Annotated in this window: 18 protein-coding genes; 7 read left to right on the top strand and 11 right to left on the bottom strand. The window is 32.9% G+C overall.

The features are described 5' to 3' along the window. Positions 1-38 precede the first annotated feature (38 nt). The gene (locus MJQ71_RS03410; protein WP_238804456.1) at positions 39-686 is read left to right on the top strand and encodes a hypothetical protein; all 648 of its coding nucleotides are present in this window, start codon (positions 39-41) and stop codon (positions 684-686) included. A 67-nt stretch (positions 687-753) separates the two neighbouring features. On the opposite strand, the gene MJQ71_RS03415 is transcribed toward MJQ71_RS03410, so the two are convergent. From MJQ71_RS03415 to MJQ71_RS03430, 4 genes are all read right to left on the bottom strand, one after another. Continuing rightward, positions 754-2,277, bottom strand: a complete 1,524-nt coding sequence (locus MJQ71_RS03415) for a lytic transglycosylase domain-containing protein (RefSeq protein WP_238804457.1) — start codon at positions 2,275-2,277, stop codon at positions 754-756. A gap of 159 nt (positions 2,278-2,436) precedes the next feature. Next, complete coding sequence (gatA, locus tag MJQ71_RS03420) at positions 2,437-3,855, bottom strand: Asp-tRNA(Asn)/Glu-tRNA(Gln) amidotransferase subunit GatA (protein ID WP_238804458.1); 1,419 nt, start codon at positions 3,853-3,855, stop codon at positions 2,437-2,439. A gap of 128 nt (positions 3,856-3,983) precedes the next feature. Beyond that, positions 3,984-4,160, bottom strand: coding sequence for a Sec-independent protein translocase subunit TatA/TatB (locus tag MJQ71_RS03425; RefSeq protein WP_064197905.1), 177 nt, complete (start codon positions 4,158-4,160; stop codon positions 3,984-3,986). A gap of 251 nt (positions 4,161-4,411) precedes the next feature. Then, positions 4,412-4,840, bottom strand: coding sequence for a YkvA family protein (locus MJQ71_RS03430; RefSeq protein WP_238804459.1), 429 nt, complete (start codon positions 4,838-4,840; stop codon positions 4,412-4,414). 366 nt (positions 4,841-5,206) lie between these two features. Between MJQ71_RS03430 and MJQ71_RS03435 the strand changes: the two genes are divergently transcribed. Continuing rightward, a complete protein-coding gene (locus MJQ71_RS03435; protein WP_238804460.1) occupies positions 5,207-6,151 on the top strand; it encodes a malate dehydrogenase in 945 nt (314 codons plus the stop codon). A 150-nt stretch (positions 6,152-6,301) separates the two neighbouring features. Continuing rightward, complete coding sequence (locus MJQ71_RS03440) at positions 6,302-7,039, top strand: hypothetical protein (RefSeq protein ID WP_238804461.1); 738 nt, start codon at positions 6,302-6,304, stop codon at positions 7,037-7,039. A gap of 45 nt (positions 7,040-7,084) precedes the next feature. Here MJQ71_RS03440 and MJQ71_RS03445 read toward each other — a convergent pair whose 3' ends face one another. Beyond that, a complete protein-coding gene (locus MJQ71_RS03445) occupies positions 7,085-7,477 on the bottom strand; it encodes a DUF2141 domain-containing protein (protein ID WP_238804471.1) in 393 nt (130 codons plus the stop codon). A gap of 61 nt (positions 7,478-7,538) precedes the next feature. Between MJQ71_RS03445 and MJQ71_RS03450 the strand changes: the two genes are divergently transcribed. Continuing rightward, positions 7,539-9,245, top strand: a complete 1,707-nt coding sequence (locus MJQ71_RS03450; protein WP_238806398.1) for a PHP domain-containing protein — start codon at positions 7,539-7,541, stop codon at positions 9,243-9,245. A 65-nt stretch (positions 9,246-9,310) separates the two neighbouring features. Here MJQ71_RS03450 and MJQ71_RS03455 read toward each other — a convergent pair whose 3' ends face one another. Genes MJQ71_RS03455 through MJQ71_RS03465 form a run of 3 tightly spaced genes read right to left on the bottom strand, consistent with a single transcriptional unit; the run spans position 9,311 to position 12,439 of the window. After that, positions 9,311-10,702, bottom strand: coding sequence for a TlpA family protein disulfide reductase (locus tag MJQ71_RS03455; RefSeq protein WP_238804472.1), 1,392 nt, complete (start codon positions 10,700-10,702; stop codon positions 9,311-9,313). Between the two features lie 13 nt (positions 10,703-10,715). Next, positions 10,716-11,813 carry a hypothetical protein gene (locus MJQ71_RS03460; protein WP_238804473.1) on the bottom strand — a complete coding sequence of 366 codons (1,098 nt, stop codon included), beginning with the start codon at positions 11,811-11,813 and terminating at the stop codon, positions 10,716-10,718. Next, a complete protein-coding gene (locus tag MJQ71_RS03465; protein WP_238804474.1) occupies positions 11,810-12,439 on the bottom strand; it encodes an ABC transporter ATP-binding protein in 630 nt (209 codons plus the stop codon). Before MJQ71_RS03465 ends, MJQ71_RS03460 begins: the two co-directional genes overlap by 4 nt. Before the next feature lie 479 nt (positions 12,440-12,918). On the opposite strand from MJQ71_RS03465, the gene MJQ71_RS03470 reads away from it, so the two are divergent. Continuing rightward, the gene (locus tag MJQ71_RS03470) at positions 12,919-13,332 is read left to right on the top strand and encodes a hypothetical protein (RefSeq protein WP_238804475.1); all 414 of its coding nucleotides are present in this window, start codon (positions 12,919-12,921) and stop codon (positions 13,330-13,332) included. A 71-nt stretch (positions 13,333-13,403) separates the two neighbouring features. Further along, a complete protein-coding gene (locus tag MJQ71_RS03475; protein WP_238804476.1) occupies positions 13,404-13,811 on the top strand; it encodes a T9SS type A sorting domain-containing protein in 408 nt (135 codons plus the stop codon). A 98-nt stretch (positions 13,812-13,909) separates the two neighbouring features. On the opposite strand, the gene MJQ71_RS03480 is transcribed toward MJQ71_RS03475, so the two are convergent. From MJQ71_RS03480 to MJQ71_RS03490, 3 genes are all read right to left on the bottom strand, one after another. After that, positions 13,910-14,704, bottom strand: coding sequence for a thymidylate synthase (locus MJQ71_RS03480; protein ID WP_238804477.1), 795 nt, complete (start codon positions 14,702-14,704; stop codon positions 13,910-13,912). 118 nt (positions 14,705-14,822) lie between these two features. Continuing rightward, positions 14,823-15,005 (bottom strand): hypothetical protein, encoded by a 183-nt coding sequence (locus MJQ71_RS03485; RefSeq protein ID WP_238804478.1) that lies wholly within the window; start codon positions 15,003-15,005, stop codon positions 14,823-14,825. A gap of 57 nt (positions 15,006-15,062) precedes the next feature. Beyond that, positions 15,063-15,482 carry an OsmC family protein gene (locus tag MJQ71_RS03490; RefSeq protein ID WP_238804483.1) on the bottom strand — a complete coding sequence of 140 codons (420 nt, stop codon included), beginning with the start codon at positions 15,480-15,482 and terminating at the stop codon, positions 15,063-15,065. A gap of 371 nt (positions 15,483-15,853) precedes the next feature. Between MJQ71_RS03490 and MJQ71_RS03495 the strand changes: the two genes are divergently transcribed. After that, positions 15,854-16,144 carry a hypothetical protein gene (locus MJQ71_RS03495; RefSeq protein ID WP_238804485.1) on the top strand — a complete coding sequence of 97 codons (291 nt, stop codon included), beginning with the start codon at positions 15,854-15,856 and terminating at the stop codon, positions 16,142-16,144. Positions 16,145-16,341 lie beyond the last annotated feature (197 nt).

Below are 16,341 nucleotides of genomic sequence, written 5' to 3' on the forward strand. Positions count from 1 at the left end.
AGTAAATTTTAAAATTGACCTTTTGTTTTTAATCTAAAATGACAACTTTTAATTATAAATTTTCCAAAACAGCTTATATCAAAGGCTTGCAATGTGTCAAGCAATTGTACCTTTATAAATATTACTATCAATTACAAGACCCCCTCACAGCCGAAATAAAAGAAAAATTTCAAGGAGGACATGATTTTGAAGATGCTTATCGAAGTAAATTTTTCCCATTTGCAGTTGATATTGAAAAAATTGCTAAAAATAGAAATGCCTATCCTGCTCTTACTCAAAAAGCCTTACAAAAGCAAGTGGCTGATATTTTAGAGGCGACTTTTGTTTTCCAAGAAGTGCTAGTAATGAATGATGTTTTGACTAGAGTTAATGGAATTTGGGAAATTCAAGAAATTAAAAATAGTAAAGAATTGAATCTTACGCATATTCAAGATATTGCTTTACAATATTTTGTTACAAAAGGTGTTTTGCAGAAAGATATGATAGCGACAATTGTTTTGCCTGATGAAAATGAAGGCTATAAATTAATTGACGTGACGAAGGAAGTTAAAGGTTTACAACAAGAAATTGCAGGAAATATCAAGCATTTTAAAGATGTTTTAGATGAAAGCTTTATTCCAAATATTGACATAAGTAATCATTGTGAAATGCCTTATAAATGTAGTTTTTGGGGATATTGTCACTAAAAATCATAAATATTAATCATAAAAAAAGCGGAATTTTTAAATTCCGCTTTTTTTATGATTGGTAAAATTAGCCAACAATTATTTTTAATTTTTGTCCTTTTTTAACTGAATTCGAACGTAAACCATTGATTTTCTTAATTTTCTCAATTGAAATTCCACCATATCTTTGTGAAATACTCCAAAGAGTATCTCCTCTTTGAACTACATGATATTTAGGTTTTGTTTTCTCAATTGCCTTTTTAGATTTTCGTTCGCTTTTAATGGTCTTTTCTATTTCAACAACTTCTTCAACATCATCTAAAATTACAAGTCTTTGACCAACCATAATTTTTGATGATTTTAAGTTGTTCCAAACTTTCAAATCATAAGTATCAACATCAAATTTATCAGCAATTTTATTCAGCACATCTCCTTTTCTAACTTTGTATGTTCTCTTTTTTACTTTTCTGATTTTATTAATGTCGTCCTCTTCTTTTGCTGGTTTATCGAGGTCTTCAACAATTGTTTCTTCATTACCACCTTCAATCGATTTCGGATTTGCTCCAATAACAACAATTCCTGATTCAGTATTATTTGATGCTAAAATAACAGGATAAGTACTACGTTTTTGAGCAGAATCCAAAATCATTTGTCGATTTGCATCAAAATAAGCATAATTATCAGCAGGTATTTTTAACTCAAAACTTTTGGTTGTAGGAGGTAATATCCCTTTCAAAATTGATGGATTATGTTTTCTAATTTCATCAATACTAATTCCACTTACGTTTGAGAAAGTTTCAATATCCAAAAAACCATCAATTAAAACAGTCTCTGTTGGCACAGGTTCCATTATTTCCTCAGGGAAAATTCCATATTCGTCGGCGTGGTTCATCATGTACATGATTGCCGTAAATTGTGGAACATAGGCACGTGTATCTCGGTGCAGATAAGGGTGTAATTGCCAGTAATTGGTTATATTTCCTGCACGACGAATAGCTCTACGAAGATTTCCTGGACCAGTATTGTAAGATGCTAAAACTAATTCCCAATCACCAAAAATATTATATAACTGTTTAAAATACTTACAGGCAGCTTCAGTCGATTTTTCAATGTCCATACGGTCATCAACAAATTCATTCACACGTAGTCCAAAATCTCCACCTGTGGGCTTCATAAATTGCCAAAGTCCTACGGCTTTTGCATGAGAAATCGCTCTCGGATTAAGTCCTGACTCAAGCATCGAAAGATACTTGAGTTCGTCAGGCATATTATATTTTGCTAAATATTTTTCAAAAATTGGAAAATAGAAGTTTTTCCTTTCAAGCATCGTTTTTGTAAAACTCGGCTTTTTATAGATAAAATAGTCAACAAAACTATGTACGGTTGAGTTATATTGTAGCGGAATTGAGCGTTGCATTCGCTGAAAACCTTCTCTAACTTTATTGACGTCGGCAGTAGGGATGAATGCTTCAACTGTAGGCAGTTCTTCAATGAGCGAGTCTTCGGCTGCAACTGTAATAGCCTCTTCTGGAATAACTGACTGTGCATAAGTAACCAAGCAAGCACAGCTCCAAAAACTCGTTAGAATAAGAATTTTTTTAGATATCTTCATTATTGATACTTTTTAGCGAAGGTATTTTACGCTGGATTATGGTTTATAAGAAAGCAAACTGTTTCCAAAAATAAATGATTCCCACTTTTTTGTCAAGCAAATCTCAATTTATTTTTATATTTTCAAATATTTCTGAAAATATAATTTATATAGAAATATTTATAATTCTAGAGATTTTGCAAATGCCAACATTTCATTTTCATCAAAATTCTTGCCAAGAATTTGAATTCCAATGGGTAATCCTGCTGAATTTTGGCCATTTGGAATCGATATACAAGGATTTCCGATAACATTTGCCTGAACAGTGAAAATATCCATCAAAAACATCTGTAATTGGTCATCCGATTTTTCGCCAATTTTAATAGCAGGTGTTGGTGTCGTTGGTGAAATCAAAAAATCATATTTTGATAAGATTTCATCAGTCGATTCTTTTATTAAACGACGAACCCGCTGTGCTTTCGTATAATAGGCATCATAATAATCTGCACTAAGTACAAAAGTGCCTAAAATAATTCGTCTCCTTACTTCTGCACCGAAGCCTTCCGCCCGTGATTTTTTATAAAGCTGCTCTAAATTTTTCACCCCAACTGCCCGATGTCCATAACGAACACCATCAAATCTTGAAAGATTTGAACTAGCTTCAGCAGTTGTTAAAATATAATAAGTAGGTAATAAATATTTCATCAAAGGATAATCAACTGCTTCTACGATATGTCCTTGTGCTTTCAGCCATTCGATTTTTTCGGAAGTATTGTTGCGTACATCTTTGTCTAAACCTTCACTTTCGAGGGCTTCACGCATATAGGCAAGTCGATATTGTTTTTTGGGAGAGAGATTTTGCGAAAATTCAGGAACAGGTAAATGAGAAACTGTGCTGTCATGTTCGTCTGCACCCGCAATAATTTCTAGTAAAAGAGCTGCATCTTCAACGTTTTTGGTAATTGGACCAATACAATCAAAAGAAGAAGCATAAGCAATTAAGCCCCAACGAGAAACCCTAGAATATGTTGGTTTTAATCCAACAACGCCACAAAATGCCGCTGGCTGACGCACTGAACCGCCAGTATCAGAGCCTAATGAAGCCAAACACATATCTGCTTGCACGGCAACTGCCGATGCACCAGATGAGCCACCAGGAACACGAGTTGGGTCTGCAAAGTTTAAAGTCGGACCAAAAGCAGATTTTTCGTTGGAAGAACCCATTGCAAACTCATCGCAGTTTTGACGACCAATGATGATTGCGTCTTCCGCTAAGATTCGCTCCACAGCCGTAGCGGTAAACTGTGATTGGAAACCGTTTAATATTTTACTCGAAGCTTGTAATCCATGATTTTCGTAGGCCAAAACATCTTTCAAACCAATGACCATTCCTGCCAAACGGCCTGCCGTTCCATTTTTGAGCTTTTTGTCCACTTCAGACGCTTGTTGAAGTGCTTCAGAAGCATAAACTTCAAGAAAAACATTGAGGTTTCTATTTGCTTCAATTTGTTCTAAATAGTGCTTTACCAAAGCTTCGCAACTGATTTGCCCATTGGCTAAGGCTTGCTTTATTTCTTTGAAAGAATTGTATTTGGCCATTTTTAATCGTATTATGTAAAAACAAAAAAACAACAGCCACTCAGTTTTAGGCTGAGTGCTGTTGTTAAGGATGTTTCTAAACGCTATTTGAGCGAAGCCAATTATGTGTTCAGAAACAATAAAATTCCTTATTTTTCTTCAGATGTTGCTTTTTCGATGTTTTCTTTCACTTCACGTGAAGCATCTTTAAATTCACGGATGCCTTTTCCTAAACCACGAGCTAACTCAGGTAATTTTTTTGCACCGAAAAAGAAAAGAATTACAACCAAAATCAGAATCATTTCTGTACTTCCAAGACCAAACATAATATTATTTATTTAAAGTGTTTATGACAATATCGAACAATAAGTTTTAAAACTCCTAGATGAAAATTTTCGTTACTTACTTTGTTTCTTTACTACAAATGTAAAAGTAAATTGGTAATTAAAAAATTAATTTGTTCTTAAACTTTTGAAATACTAAGCCAATTATTAGTGATAAAAAAGCAATGTTTATAGCTTAAATGGTTGATTATCAGCTAAAATTAGTTTTTTGTCTATTGATTAGCAGGCATTGTCTATTTCTTGCTTTTCCATTGGTCAAACTTTATCAATTCTTCGTCAATACTTTTTATGATAAACATTAACAAAGCAACATCATCGCTCAAACCAATATACGGCAGGAAATCGGGAATTAAGTCAATAGGGGAGATAAAATATATCAGTCCCGCAATTATTTTTAATAAATTAGGTAATTCAACTTGTCGATATTGGCCTGTGGCATAGGCTTTTATGAGACTTCCAAGAATGGTCACTTTTTCTCGTATTACATCAAACACACCACCAACGCCCATTGATTGCGTTTTGAGAAGTGCATTGCGTAAGAGTTTGAGTAAACTTTCAGCATTTTTTGCAATTCTTGGTGCTTTTCCCAAAGCACTTTTATAAAAGGTGGAGCTTATAACTTTAGACAGCAAATCTTTTGCGGAATTAGCAATGGTACTCATTTTTGTGTTAGCGTTGTTTTTAAGTAAAACTTTGAAGTAAAAATTGGGTCTTAATTCTTAATCTAATGTATGGAACATCTTATGAACGTAAAAAAATAGAAAAATTATCCATTAAATATAAAAAATGCAAAAAAAACATTCAAATAGATTGTTTTGTATTAGTTTTGTCCAATAAATTTGTTCTTAATTTACAACAAAGCCAAATTAGTCATTCTTCCAAAAAAATGTCTAGTTAGTACTGTTCAAATTTATCTAAATATTCATAAAACTTTCATGTCTAGCATTAACCCCAAGACATGAATTAATTTTTAAAAAATCCTCTTTCAGTGCTGGGGTCGCACATGACTTAGGGGGCTTCAAAATAATATGAAAGTAACAGTAGTAGGTGCAGGTGCGGTTGGTGCAACCACTGCCGACAATATTGCTCGTAAGCAAATTGTAGATGAAGTTGTATTGCTTGATATTAAGCAAGGTGTTGCTGAAGGAAAAGCAATGGATTTGATGCAAACAGCGTCATTGGAAGGCTTTGATACAAGAATCATCGGTTCAACAAACGATTACACAAAAACTGCAAAATCTGATGTAGTTGTAATCACTTCTGGATTACCTCGTAAACCTGGTATGACACGTGAAGAGCTAATCGGTATCAACGCAGGAATCGTTAAAGGTGTTGTTACGCAAATTTTGGAACAATCACCAAAAGCTATTTTATTAATCGTTTCTAACCCAATGGACACAATGACTTACCTTGCGTTGCAAGTAGCTCAGTCGATGGGTGTAAATAAAAAACGAGTAATCGGTATGGGTGGAGCATTGGATTCTTCTCGTTTCCGTTATTTCTTATCGCAAGCAACTGGTTTTGCTCAAAATGATATTCACGGACAAGTAATCGGTGGGCATGGCGATACAACCATGATTCCGTTAACTCGTTTGGCTACTGTAAACAGTATTCCAGTGAGTCGTTTCCTTGGAAAAGAAGAACTAGCTAAAGTTGCTGCTGATACAATGGTTGGCGGTGCTACTTTAACAGGTTTGTTAGGCACTTCGGCTTGGTATGCCCCAGGTATTGCGGCTTGTTCGGTTGTAGAAGCAATCGTTCGTGACGAAAAACGTATCATTCCTTCTTGCGTTTATTTGAATGGAGAATACGGTCAAAAAGATATTTGTTTAGGTGTTCCAGTAGTTTTAGGAAGAAATGGTTGGGAAAAAATCATCAACTTACGCCTAAGTCAAGAAGAACAAGCTGCTTTCTCAAAATCAGCAGATGCAGTTAGAAACATGAATTCTGTATTGGCTACTTTGTCAATTTAGTTTCAAAATATATCGAATCAAAAGCTCGAGTGAATTTTTAATTCATTCGAGCTTTTGATTTTTAAAGAACATATTATTCGTAATTTGTTTTACTTTGTGAATCGAATTGCTTTTTCTAATGCACGTCAACTTATGAGAAATCTACTATTAATGTTTTGCTTACTATTTTTTGTGATTGAAATCAATGCACAATCTTCGGCTGTATTGAAACGAAAATTGGCTGAATGCAATCAAACTAATCAACAGTTAAAATACGAAAATTCCAATCTTCATGATTATCAAAAGAAACTAATCACGATAGTTTCAAATATTAGAGATTCGCTCAATTTCGAGATAACAGCCAATAAAAATATGATTCAATACTTGCAAAAAACAAGCGTTGATTCAAAACGAACCCACGAAGATAATGACTTAAATCACATTAAGATTCAAAAATTGACCACAGAATTAAGTACAGCCGAGCGAAAAAATGCGGCATTAATTTATGAAAATGAATTATTATCAAGCCCAAACATTGCTCGAATTTATAATGCCACTTTGGAAGAAGTAAAAGCAAAGTTTATGGAGAAAATGGAATCTAAAAAGTTGGATTTTAAATTTGAGAAAAAAGAGGAGAATAGCTACAAAATCAATAAAATATTTGACGGCGATAACGAAATTTGGTGGATAACTGATAAAAAAACGGTAATTGAGCTTGAAATGACTCTAAAATTTCAAACACATAGATTTGACAGAAATCGCACAGTAATGACTGTTAACACGCATATTTTAGAAAAAAGTCGAGGAATCAATAAAACATTAAACCAAGAAACCGACTTCGATAAAATACAATTGTACCAACAAAAAATCATCCGCTCGCTTGAAGATAATTTGAAATTTGGAAAATAAACCAAACAAGTTTGTATGGAAAATTATAAATTTCTTGAATCCTGATTAATGTAATTTAATCGAAATCTCCTTATTAGCTTTAATTTCAAAAATCATGTCATCCCATTTTGGTGGCCCTAAAACTGCTTTTATGTTGTTTGATAAGCCCCAAGGTTCTTTTGGAATTCCGAACATTCCTGTATCTAATTTTTTATTATTGTTTTCGTCCTGAAAAACTTTGACAACATATTTTCCTGCCAATAAATCTTTTGTTTCAATCACAACTTGTTTATTATCAATTACTTCAGAAGATTGTTTGATGATTTTTTCTTTGGCGTCAAGCAGCTGAAAAAAGAGTTTTCCTTGATTATTTTCAAAACCAACAACAGAAACTTTTAATGTAAATTTTTGTGCTACGACCACGTTGGCAAAGAAAAACAAGAACAGGATTTTTTTCATATTGTTAAATTTTATTTGACCCGAATTTACAGTAATTTGCACAAAATTTAAGAAAAAAATGATTTCAAACGCCGATATCGTTGAAACGATTGAACTGACCGCAAAATTGCTCGAACTCCACAATGATGATGAGTTTAAGATAAAAGCATATACCAACGCCGCCTATAATTTAGACAAATATATAGGCGAATTGGGTCAATTGGATTTTCCACAATTGACCCAAATTCAGGGTGTTGGAAAAATGATTGCAGGGAAAATTTTGGAAATTGTAAGCACTGGTCAATTGCGTGATTTACAAGAATTACTCGCCAAAACCCCTGAAGGAGTCATTGAAATGTTTAAAATTAAAGGTTTAGGCGTAAAAAAAATCAAAATTTTGTGGAATGAATTGGGACTTGATAACCTCAATGATTTGCAAATTGCTTGCGAAAACGGCAGCATTTCTCAAGTAAAAGGTTTTGGTGGAAAAACGCAAGAATCAATTTTAGAATCATTAAAATTTATCCAAAGTCAAGCAGGGAAATTGCGAATGGATAAAGCAGCGTTTTTAGCAGAAGTGATTTTAGTAGAGCTAGAGAAAAGCTTCAAACAAGTAGAAATTTCGGGACAAATTAGGCGTAAAAGTGAAACGGTTGATAATTTGTTGTTTTTAGTAACTTATGAAGGAAATTTACCAAACTTTGAATCTGAAGGTTTTACCCAAGACGAAAAAGCGTCTTCTCCATTTGTGTGGAGAGGAAAATTTTTAGAGAATAAAATTGATATTGAAATTCGTTATGTGCTTGAAAATGAGCTACTTAGTAAGCAATTTGTTTACACAGCTAACGAAAATCACCTAAAACACCGCAATGAAAATGGCGTTTCGTTGTTAAGTGTGGGCTTATCTTCAGGTATTACGGATGGATTAAATCAATTGGAAGCAGAAGAAGCAATTTATGGCAAGTTTGGTGTTCCTTACATAATTCCAGAAATGCGAGAAGGCGTTGGTGAATTTGATTGGATTCAGAAAAATAAAAATGAAGATTTAGTTACTTGGGATAGTTTGAAAGGGATTTTGCATAATCATTCGACTTATTCAGATGGACAGCATTCACTCGAACAAATGGCCACATACTGCAAAGAATTGGGCTTTGAATACCTCGGAATTGCAGACCATTCGCAGTCGGCAACGTATGCAAGTGGGCTTTTGATTACGAAGGTGCAACAACAGCATGCTGAAATAGAGCAACTCAATAAAAAACTTTCGATTGACCGTCCATTTAAAATTTTGAAAGGCATTGAATCCGATATTTTGGGCGATGGTTCACTTGATTATCCTGATGAAGTTTTAGCAAGTTTTGATTATATCGTAGCGTCGGTTCATTCTAATTTGACAATGAATCAAGCTCGAGCAACCGAGCGTTTAGTGCGAGCTATCGAAAACCCATATACAACCATTTTGGGGCATCCAACTGGGCGTTTACTGCTTTCTCGTCAAGGCTATCCGATTGATTATAAGGAAGTTATTGATTGTTGTGCTGCAAACGGTGTCGTAATCGAAATCAATGCCAGTCCTTACCGATTAGATCTTGATTGGCGTTGGATTGCGTACGCTTTAGAACGAAATGTGATGTTAAGTATCAATCCTGATGCCCACGAAATGGAAGGTTATCATGATATGCACTATGGCGTTGCTAGTGCAAGAAAAGGTGGTTTGACCAAAAATATGACATTTAACGCCCTTAGTTTGGTTGATATGGAAGCCTATTTGAATCGAAGAAAAAGATAATAAATATTGTATAGCGAGTTTGCGATATTAGTTATTTCTCAAACTCGCTACTATTGGTTTAAAATTTATTTTCTGGATAATACTTCCTCAATTTGCTTGATTAATTCCTGTCCTTCCTCTTTACTTGGGTCGCTTACTTGCGAAACGGCAAAGGTACCTTTTTTATCAATCAAAAAATAAGCAGGTATTCCTGTCACGCCATAATTTTTCGTAACACTACTATTTTCATCAACACGTAAATTGATTCCTTTTATGTCATACATTTTTACGGATTCTCTCCATTCTGTTTCATTATCTAATGAAATTTGAATAAAAACAATCTCATCTTGAAACTTAGCTTTTATCGCATCCATAAATTTCATATCATATATACATGGCCCGCACCAACTAGCCCAAAAATCTAAATAAACAGTTTTTCCTAGAAAATCTTTGAGAGAAACCTCTTTTCCATCAATATCCTTTAATTTGAAAGCTTTTGCAGGAGAACCTTTGGTGAGTGTTTTGGAGAAATTTACTTTTTTGGAAATATAATTTTTGAAATCTCGATTAGTAGCTGTTTCCAAAAAATCATCGACTAAAGCCTGAATTTTAGGTGTAATATTTTCAGCTTCAATCATATTTTTGAGTTTGAATGCAATTGTTCGCTCAATCAATTGAAAAGAAAAAAGAAGTCGGTTATAAGAAGATTTTACAAGGTTAATTTCTTCAGTTTCGGTCAAATCTTTCTTTTTTCTAAACGCCGATTTAGCAATAAATAAATCCATCAAATTTTGATACATATTTCCATATTCAAGCGAATTTGCTTGTACCGAATCTGGCAGTTCAGTTATTTTCAAATGACTATTTACTTGTTCTTCGGTTAAATTGGCAAATTTGGCATTCGATAAAAAATTGACTTTATAGTTTTGAATCGCTCCAATAATATCTGCTTTTCTTGCTTGAATGAAATCTTCACTTAGGTTATTAGCTTTTTCTAAAAATGCAATTTGTACATCTTGTTCATTATCCAAAAAATCAAAATATTGTTGTTGCGGTGCTTTATTTAGCATACCAGCTTCTTTTTCCCAATCACGATTTTCTTCAAAATTACTTCGGTGGTGGGTATAATAATGCCATTTTTCGTGGCCATTTCCTGAAAAAAACAATGATTCCCAAAAATTTGTGGGGTTGAATTTTATCGAAATTTCATCGTTTGGTTCAATAATCCAATAATGAAAACCTTGGTCAGCATAATAAAAATCAATATACGCCAAGTGATTTAGGTTGGTACTAAAACTAAATTGATTTTTATCGTTGAGCTTGATTTCATATTCTTCCTCATCGCCAACCCAATCTCGATAGAGCGTAATCAAAATTTTTCTTTCGGTCGGATTTTGTACTTCACCGTTTAGCTTAAATTGACCTTGAGCAAATGTGGAATTCGAGAAAAAAATAAGAATAATGAGTAGGCGAAGCATGATTATGATTGTTTTATGAAGATTGGCTTTCGTAGTAATTTTTACTGAAAACGAAAGTCGCAATCGTAAAATTGACTAATCCCATCAAAATTACTGGAATTTTGAACATAATCAATAGTAAAAACAGAAGACTTACAAAAAATAATCTCTGCATAAAAGCGTCGTTTGAAACGCCATTGATATACTGCACATGGTGGTTGAGTGATACCATCGAAAGAATAAAAATCATTAATTGCCATGCGAAAAAATAGCCAACACCATCAGGCAGATTACGGAATAAAACGATTATTTCTGGTATTAAAAGAATCAAATAAGCAAGCAAATAAGTTAATAATCGTTTTTTAGTAGGTATTGGCAAATTTCTAGTAAATGCTAAGTTTTGATTTTCAAAGTAAAAAAATTGTTGACAAAATACTGTATGTCCTACAGCAACGAAAAGTCCACCAAGAGCTAATAACCGTTCGTCATAAGCATCGGTTGGATATAGATTACAAATTCCAATCAAGATTAATGAACTGAAAAGTTTAGTCAACAATAAAAGAACAGGTTGTTTGGCAAATAAATACCTAATAAAGAAAAGATAAACAGGGGTTTGATATTTACTAAGTAAATTTTGAATTGGTTTTGATATGATTTGTATTGAATTTGGGCGTTTGACACGAAATTCAAAAGCAATGATTCCAGCAATGATTAAAATGATATTAAATCCAAAAATTGCTAAAATTGCCCAAATCTGATGCTCTTCAATCCCAATTTTTATCATCCAAAGTGAATAGAGAAATGTCAGTTGAATTAATGAAAACTGCATCAATCCGAAAGCAATGAAACGTTTTATTGGTGAAAAAAGCCTGATATGATAGAGAAATTCGTTGTTTTTGGATTCAAGCATTCTGAGTGAAAAAAGAATGACTTTTATGGTGTGTAATGTCCAAACCAAAAAAGTCAATGCTAGCATTGAAGGTAATTTTAGTACTAACTTAATGATAGTGGTATGCTCTTGGGCTCTCAAGAAACCAAATGAAAACATCAAAATTGCAAAGATAAAAACGGCATTTTGGCGGTAATATTCTTGAACAATGGTAAGGTTCAAAATCCGAAAGATACTTTTCATAATTGAGTAATGGCTTGATTTTGAACATGATACATATTTTTAATCGCTAATTTTTCAAAACGAAAATCTTGATGTGATGAAAGTAAGAAGCTTACACCGCTATTTTCAGCATATTCTTTTACTAATTCATAAACAATTTGTACCGAACGGTCATCAATAGTAATGAGTGGTTCGTCAAGCATAATCAGTTTTGGTTGGCCAAGAAAAGCTGTTAATAAAGAGATTTTCTTCAACATTCCACTTGAATAAGTGCCTAAAGTATTTTTCCAATAAATATCAACGCCCAATCTTGTGGCCAAAAGATTAATTTGATTTTGGTTAGCTTTTTTTGCGTCTGCAATAAATTTTATCAAATCATAACCTGTTAAGTAATCTGGATAAAGCGGTTCTGCTTCACTCATATTTACTTGCATTCTATAAGCTATTGCATCTTTGCGAATGTCGAGGTTATTCCAAGAAATTTGTCCTTCAAAAGGAATAATTCCAGCAACTGAACGAAAAAAAGTTGATTTGCCTGAGCCATTAACGCCTTTAAACCAATGAATTCCTTCAGGAATTTCTAAGTTTTCGACCGCAATAATTGTGTGATTATTATAACTTTTTGAAAAATTTTGGATTTTTAACATCGTATTTAAAGGGTTTTGTCAGGTAAAAGAAGCAAATTTTCGAGAATTATTACAAATGATTTATATAAAAGGAGTTTTATAATATTTCGGATTACTTTTTTTTCAGAACAATTTGTGAAATATATACTATATACTCTAAAAAAAATAACATTTCAGAAATTATCCCAAAAATGGTCAAACAATGCTTTTTTGTACTATTGCAAGGAAGTGTTTAATGCTTACTCAGAATAGTGAAATTTTGTCAACTATTTAGTCTATTTATTTAATAGGATTATTCAAACTTTCTCTTGAAGTATTCCAAAAATCATGGTATTATTCCGATATTGAAGTATAATTTTAGAACAACTTTTACGAATTAACATTTTCTTAATTGACTTGTGTTCAAATACTTACATACATTTGCAACACAAAGGTTTTCGACGGAGACGAATAACTGATATGACTTTTTTTAGTTTTAACTTTTTTAAAATCTTACTCCAATGGAAACGAAAACAAAGAAAATTATGAAAAAATTAGCATTAGTATTAGCATTAGCTTCGGCAATTGCAACAGAAGGAATGGCACAGACGAAGGCTGCTTCAGGAAAAGTTAGCTCTTCGGACAAGGTAAGCAAATTGAGCGTTCAAGACTTAGGAAGTCTTCGTTTTAAATTAGCTTTTGAAAACCCTTTGCGACAAAAGACTAAGATATATTTACAAGATAAAGACAGCAATGTATTTTTCAACGAATATTCGATTGGTGATACTCAATATGTTAGAGCTTTTAACCTTTCTAATTTAGCCGATGGCGAATACACTTTCGTAGTTGAGTCTGGTAATGAAAAACTCAAAAAAGATTTTGTGATTTCTACGCAAACATTTCGTGGAATTGCTTTGGCAAGCAACCTTAAATAATTAAGTAAAATTGCATTCAAATTAGTCCAAATAACTGTTATAATTTTTTAAACATTTTAATACTCACTTCAATGAAAACGAACACAAAAAATATCATAAAAGCATTAGCAATCGTATTGACATTAGCAACTGCTACAACAGAAGGCATGGCACAAAAAGCTGCTTCAGGAAAAGTTAGCTCTTCTGCAAAAGTTAGTAATTTGAGCGTTCAGGATATGGGAAGCTTACGTTTCAAATTGGCATTTGAAAATCCATTGAGACAAAAAACGACTATTTACTTAGTTGATAAAGAAAATAACGTATTTTTTAATGAATATGCTGGTGGTGATGCTCAATATGTCAAAGCATTTAACCTTTCAAACTTATCGGATGGAAAATATACATTCGTTGTAGAGTCAGGTAATGATAAATTGACAAAAGACTTTGTTATCAAAACTCAAACATTTCGTGGAATTTCATTGGCAAGCAACCGTAAGTAATTATGGAAAACTGCCAACAATTTCATCACTAACTTCGTCAGAATTAAAAACCTTTGTAATAATAACGAAAGGCGTTGCATTGCAACGCCTTTACGTTTTTATATAGCAACTGGTGCTTTGATACCTGGATATGGGTCGTATTCTTCTAATTTAAAATCTTCGTATTTGAAGTCGAAAATACTTTTTATTTCGGGGTTAATAACCATATTTGGCAATTTTCTGGGTTCACGAGAAAGTTGACGCTCGACTTGTTCTAAATGGTTTGAATAAATATGTGTATCTCCACCCGTCCAAATAAATTCGTGGGCTTCAAGTCCGCATTCTTGGGCAACCATCATCGTAAAAAGAGCATAAGATGCAATATTAAACGGAACTCCCAGAAACACATCAGCACTTCGCTGATAGAGTTGGCAAGAAAGTTTGTTATCCGCCACATAAAATTGAAAAAAAGCGTGGCAAGGCATCAAAGCCATTTGTGATAATTCGCCAACATTCCAAGCTGAAACGATGATTCTACGTGAGTCAGGCGTTTTTTTTAATTGATTCAATACATCTTTCAATTGGTCAATGACTTGGCCATTCGGTGCAACCCAACTTCGCCATTGTTTACCATAAACAGGGCCCAAATCGCCATTTTCATCAGCCCATTCGTCCCAAATCGAAACACCATTTTCTTTCAAATAAGCGGTATTTGTTTCTCCTTTAATAAACCATAGAAGTTCGTGAATGATAGATTTTGTATGAACTTTTTTGGTTGTAACCAACGGAAATCCTTCTTGAAGATTGAAACGCATTTGATAGCCAAAAACACTAATGGTGCCTGTGCCAGTGCGGTCGGTTTTAGTTGTTCCGTTTGCGAGAATATGTTTCAGTAAATCGTGGTATTGTTTCATTGGGTGTTTAAGTCTTTCGGAAGATTTTTACAAATATAGCTAGAAAACAAAAAAGGTCAATAAATCATTATTGACCTTTCTCGAAAATTCTTATCAAATTACACGTTAACGCGTAATATTATTTTTTATCGCAACACAATTTTGCTTCTTTTTTGCATTCTTTTGCCATTTCTTTATCACAGCATTTCATTTCTTTTTTTGCAGCTTCTTTGCGTGCTTTACGCCCTTTTTCTTTTTCAGAAGCCAAAACTACCGTTGCCGAAGAAACGATAACTGCTAATACAACAATGAGTTTTTTCATGTTATTAATGTTTTAATATTGATTTTTTATTAAACATAAACAAATATTGTACCAAGCTTAATTGATTGAAAATGAGTGAGTTATCTCTGCTGTTGGACTCAACTGGGCTGTTGCCGAACAGTATTTTTCCATTGAAAGGTTAATGGCTCTTTCAATCTTAGCGGCATCTAAATCACCTTTGAACGCAAAATGTACATTGATTTTACGGAAAGGACTCATTTCTGTTCCTTCGATTTTTTCACGGTCTCCATCAACCGAAATTCTAAGGTCTTCAATAACTTGACGTTGTTTTTTCAAAATCAAGATTACGTCGATTGCAGTGCAACCGCCTAAACCCATCAGTAGAAGTTCCATTGGGCGAGAGCCTAAATTATGCCCACCAATATCAACATTGGCATCAATATGATTAGCAATTCCTGAGGCACCAATCGCCTCGAAATGAAAGGCATCATCAACTCTAATTAATTCAACTTTCATAATTGCGTTTTTGAATTGTTTTATGCAAAAATAATATTTTTTTAACATTAACAACTCTAGTCAAAGTTTCAATTGATACTTCATATTTTACGAATCTTGTAAAAGTTATATTTATAGTTAAAATAATTTAATACGTATTTAAACCTATTTTTTTAATTTTAATAAAAAATATTCTAATAATGACTTATTTTGAAACCTATAAAACCAAAAAATAAATATTTTTATTGTATTATTCTAATATTTTAAATTAATAAAAAAAGAATATTGACAAAATATTATTTGGTAATAGTCCTATTTTGCAAAATAAATTAAAAATTACTTGACAAATATCCAATAATCATATTATATTTGTGTCATAAAACAACAGAATCATGAGAAATAACATAGACAAAGAAACTTACACATGGGCTTTTAAAGTATTTGCCCTTCTTGGAATCCTACTTTTGTTAGTAAACATATTTTTATTTTTCTCTCCAGAACCGAATCATGTAATGGCATTAAGATTTGCGAGTTCTACATTTTGTTTGTTATTAGCAGTTGGAATTTGGATGCGTTTAGAGTATTTAAAAGTGTTCAAAGTTGCGGTTTACAAAGCACGTCGTGTACCGATGTGGGCTTCGATATTTGTATTTGTGTTTGCCGCTTTTTCAAGATTTTTCTGATAATATAGCCATCTAATTATATTAAGTAGAGCAGGATTTTATAATCCTGCTTTTTTTTTGGAATGATATTTAAAATGTCATATAATCTGCCTTTTTGTCTATTTTATTTGTAATAAATAGCCTTTTTTCAGCCATTTTTTCCGAAAAATCACTCTCTGCATACTTTTTGAGGAATGTATATTTGTAAAACATTTACA

Source organism: Emticicia aquatica, from assembly GCF_923079645.1.
GTDB classification, from domain to species: domain Bacteria; phylum Bacteroidota; class Bacteroidia; order Cytophagales; family Spirosomataceae; genus Emticicia; species Emticicia aquatica.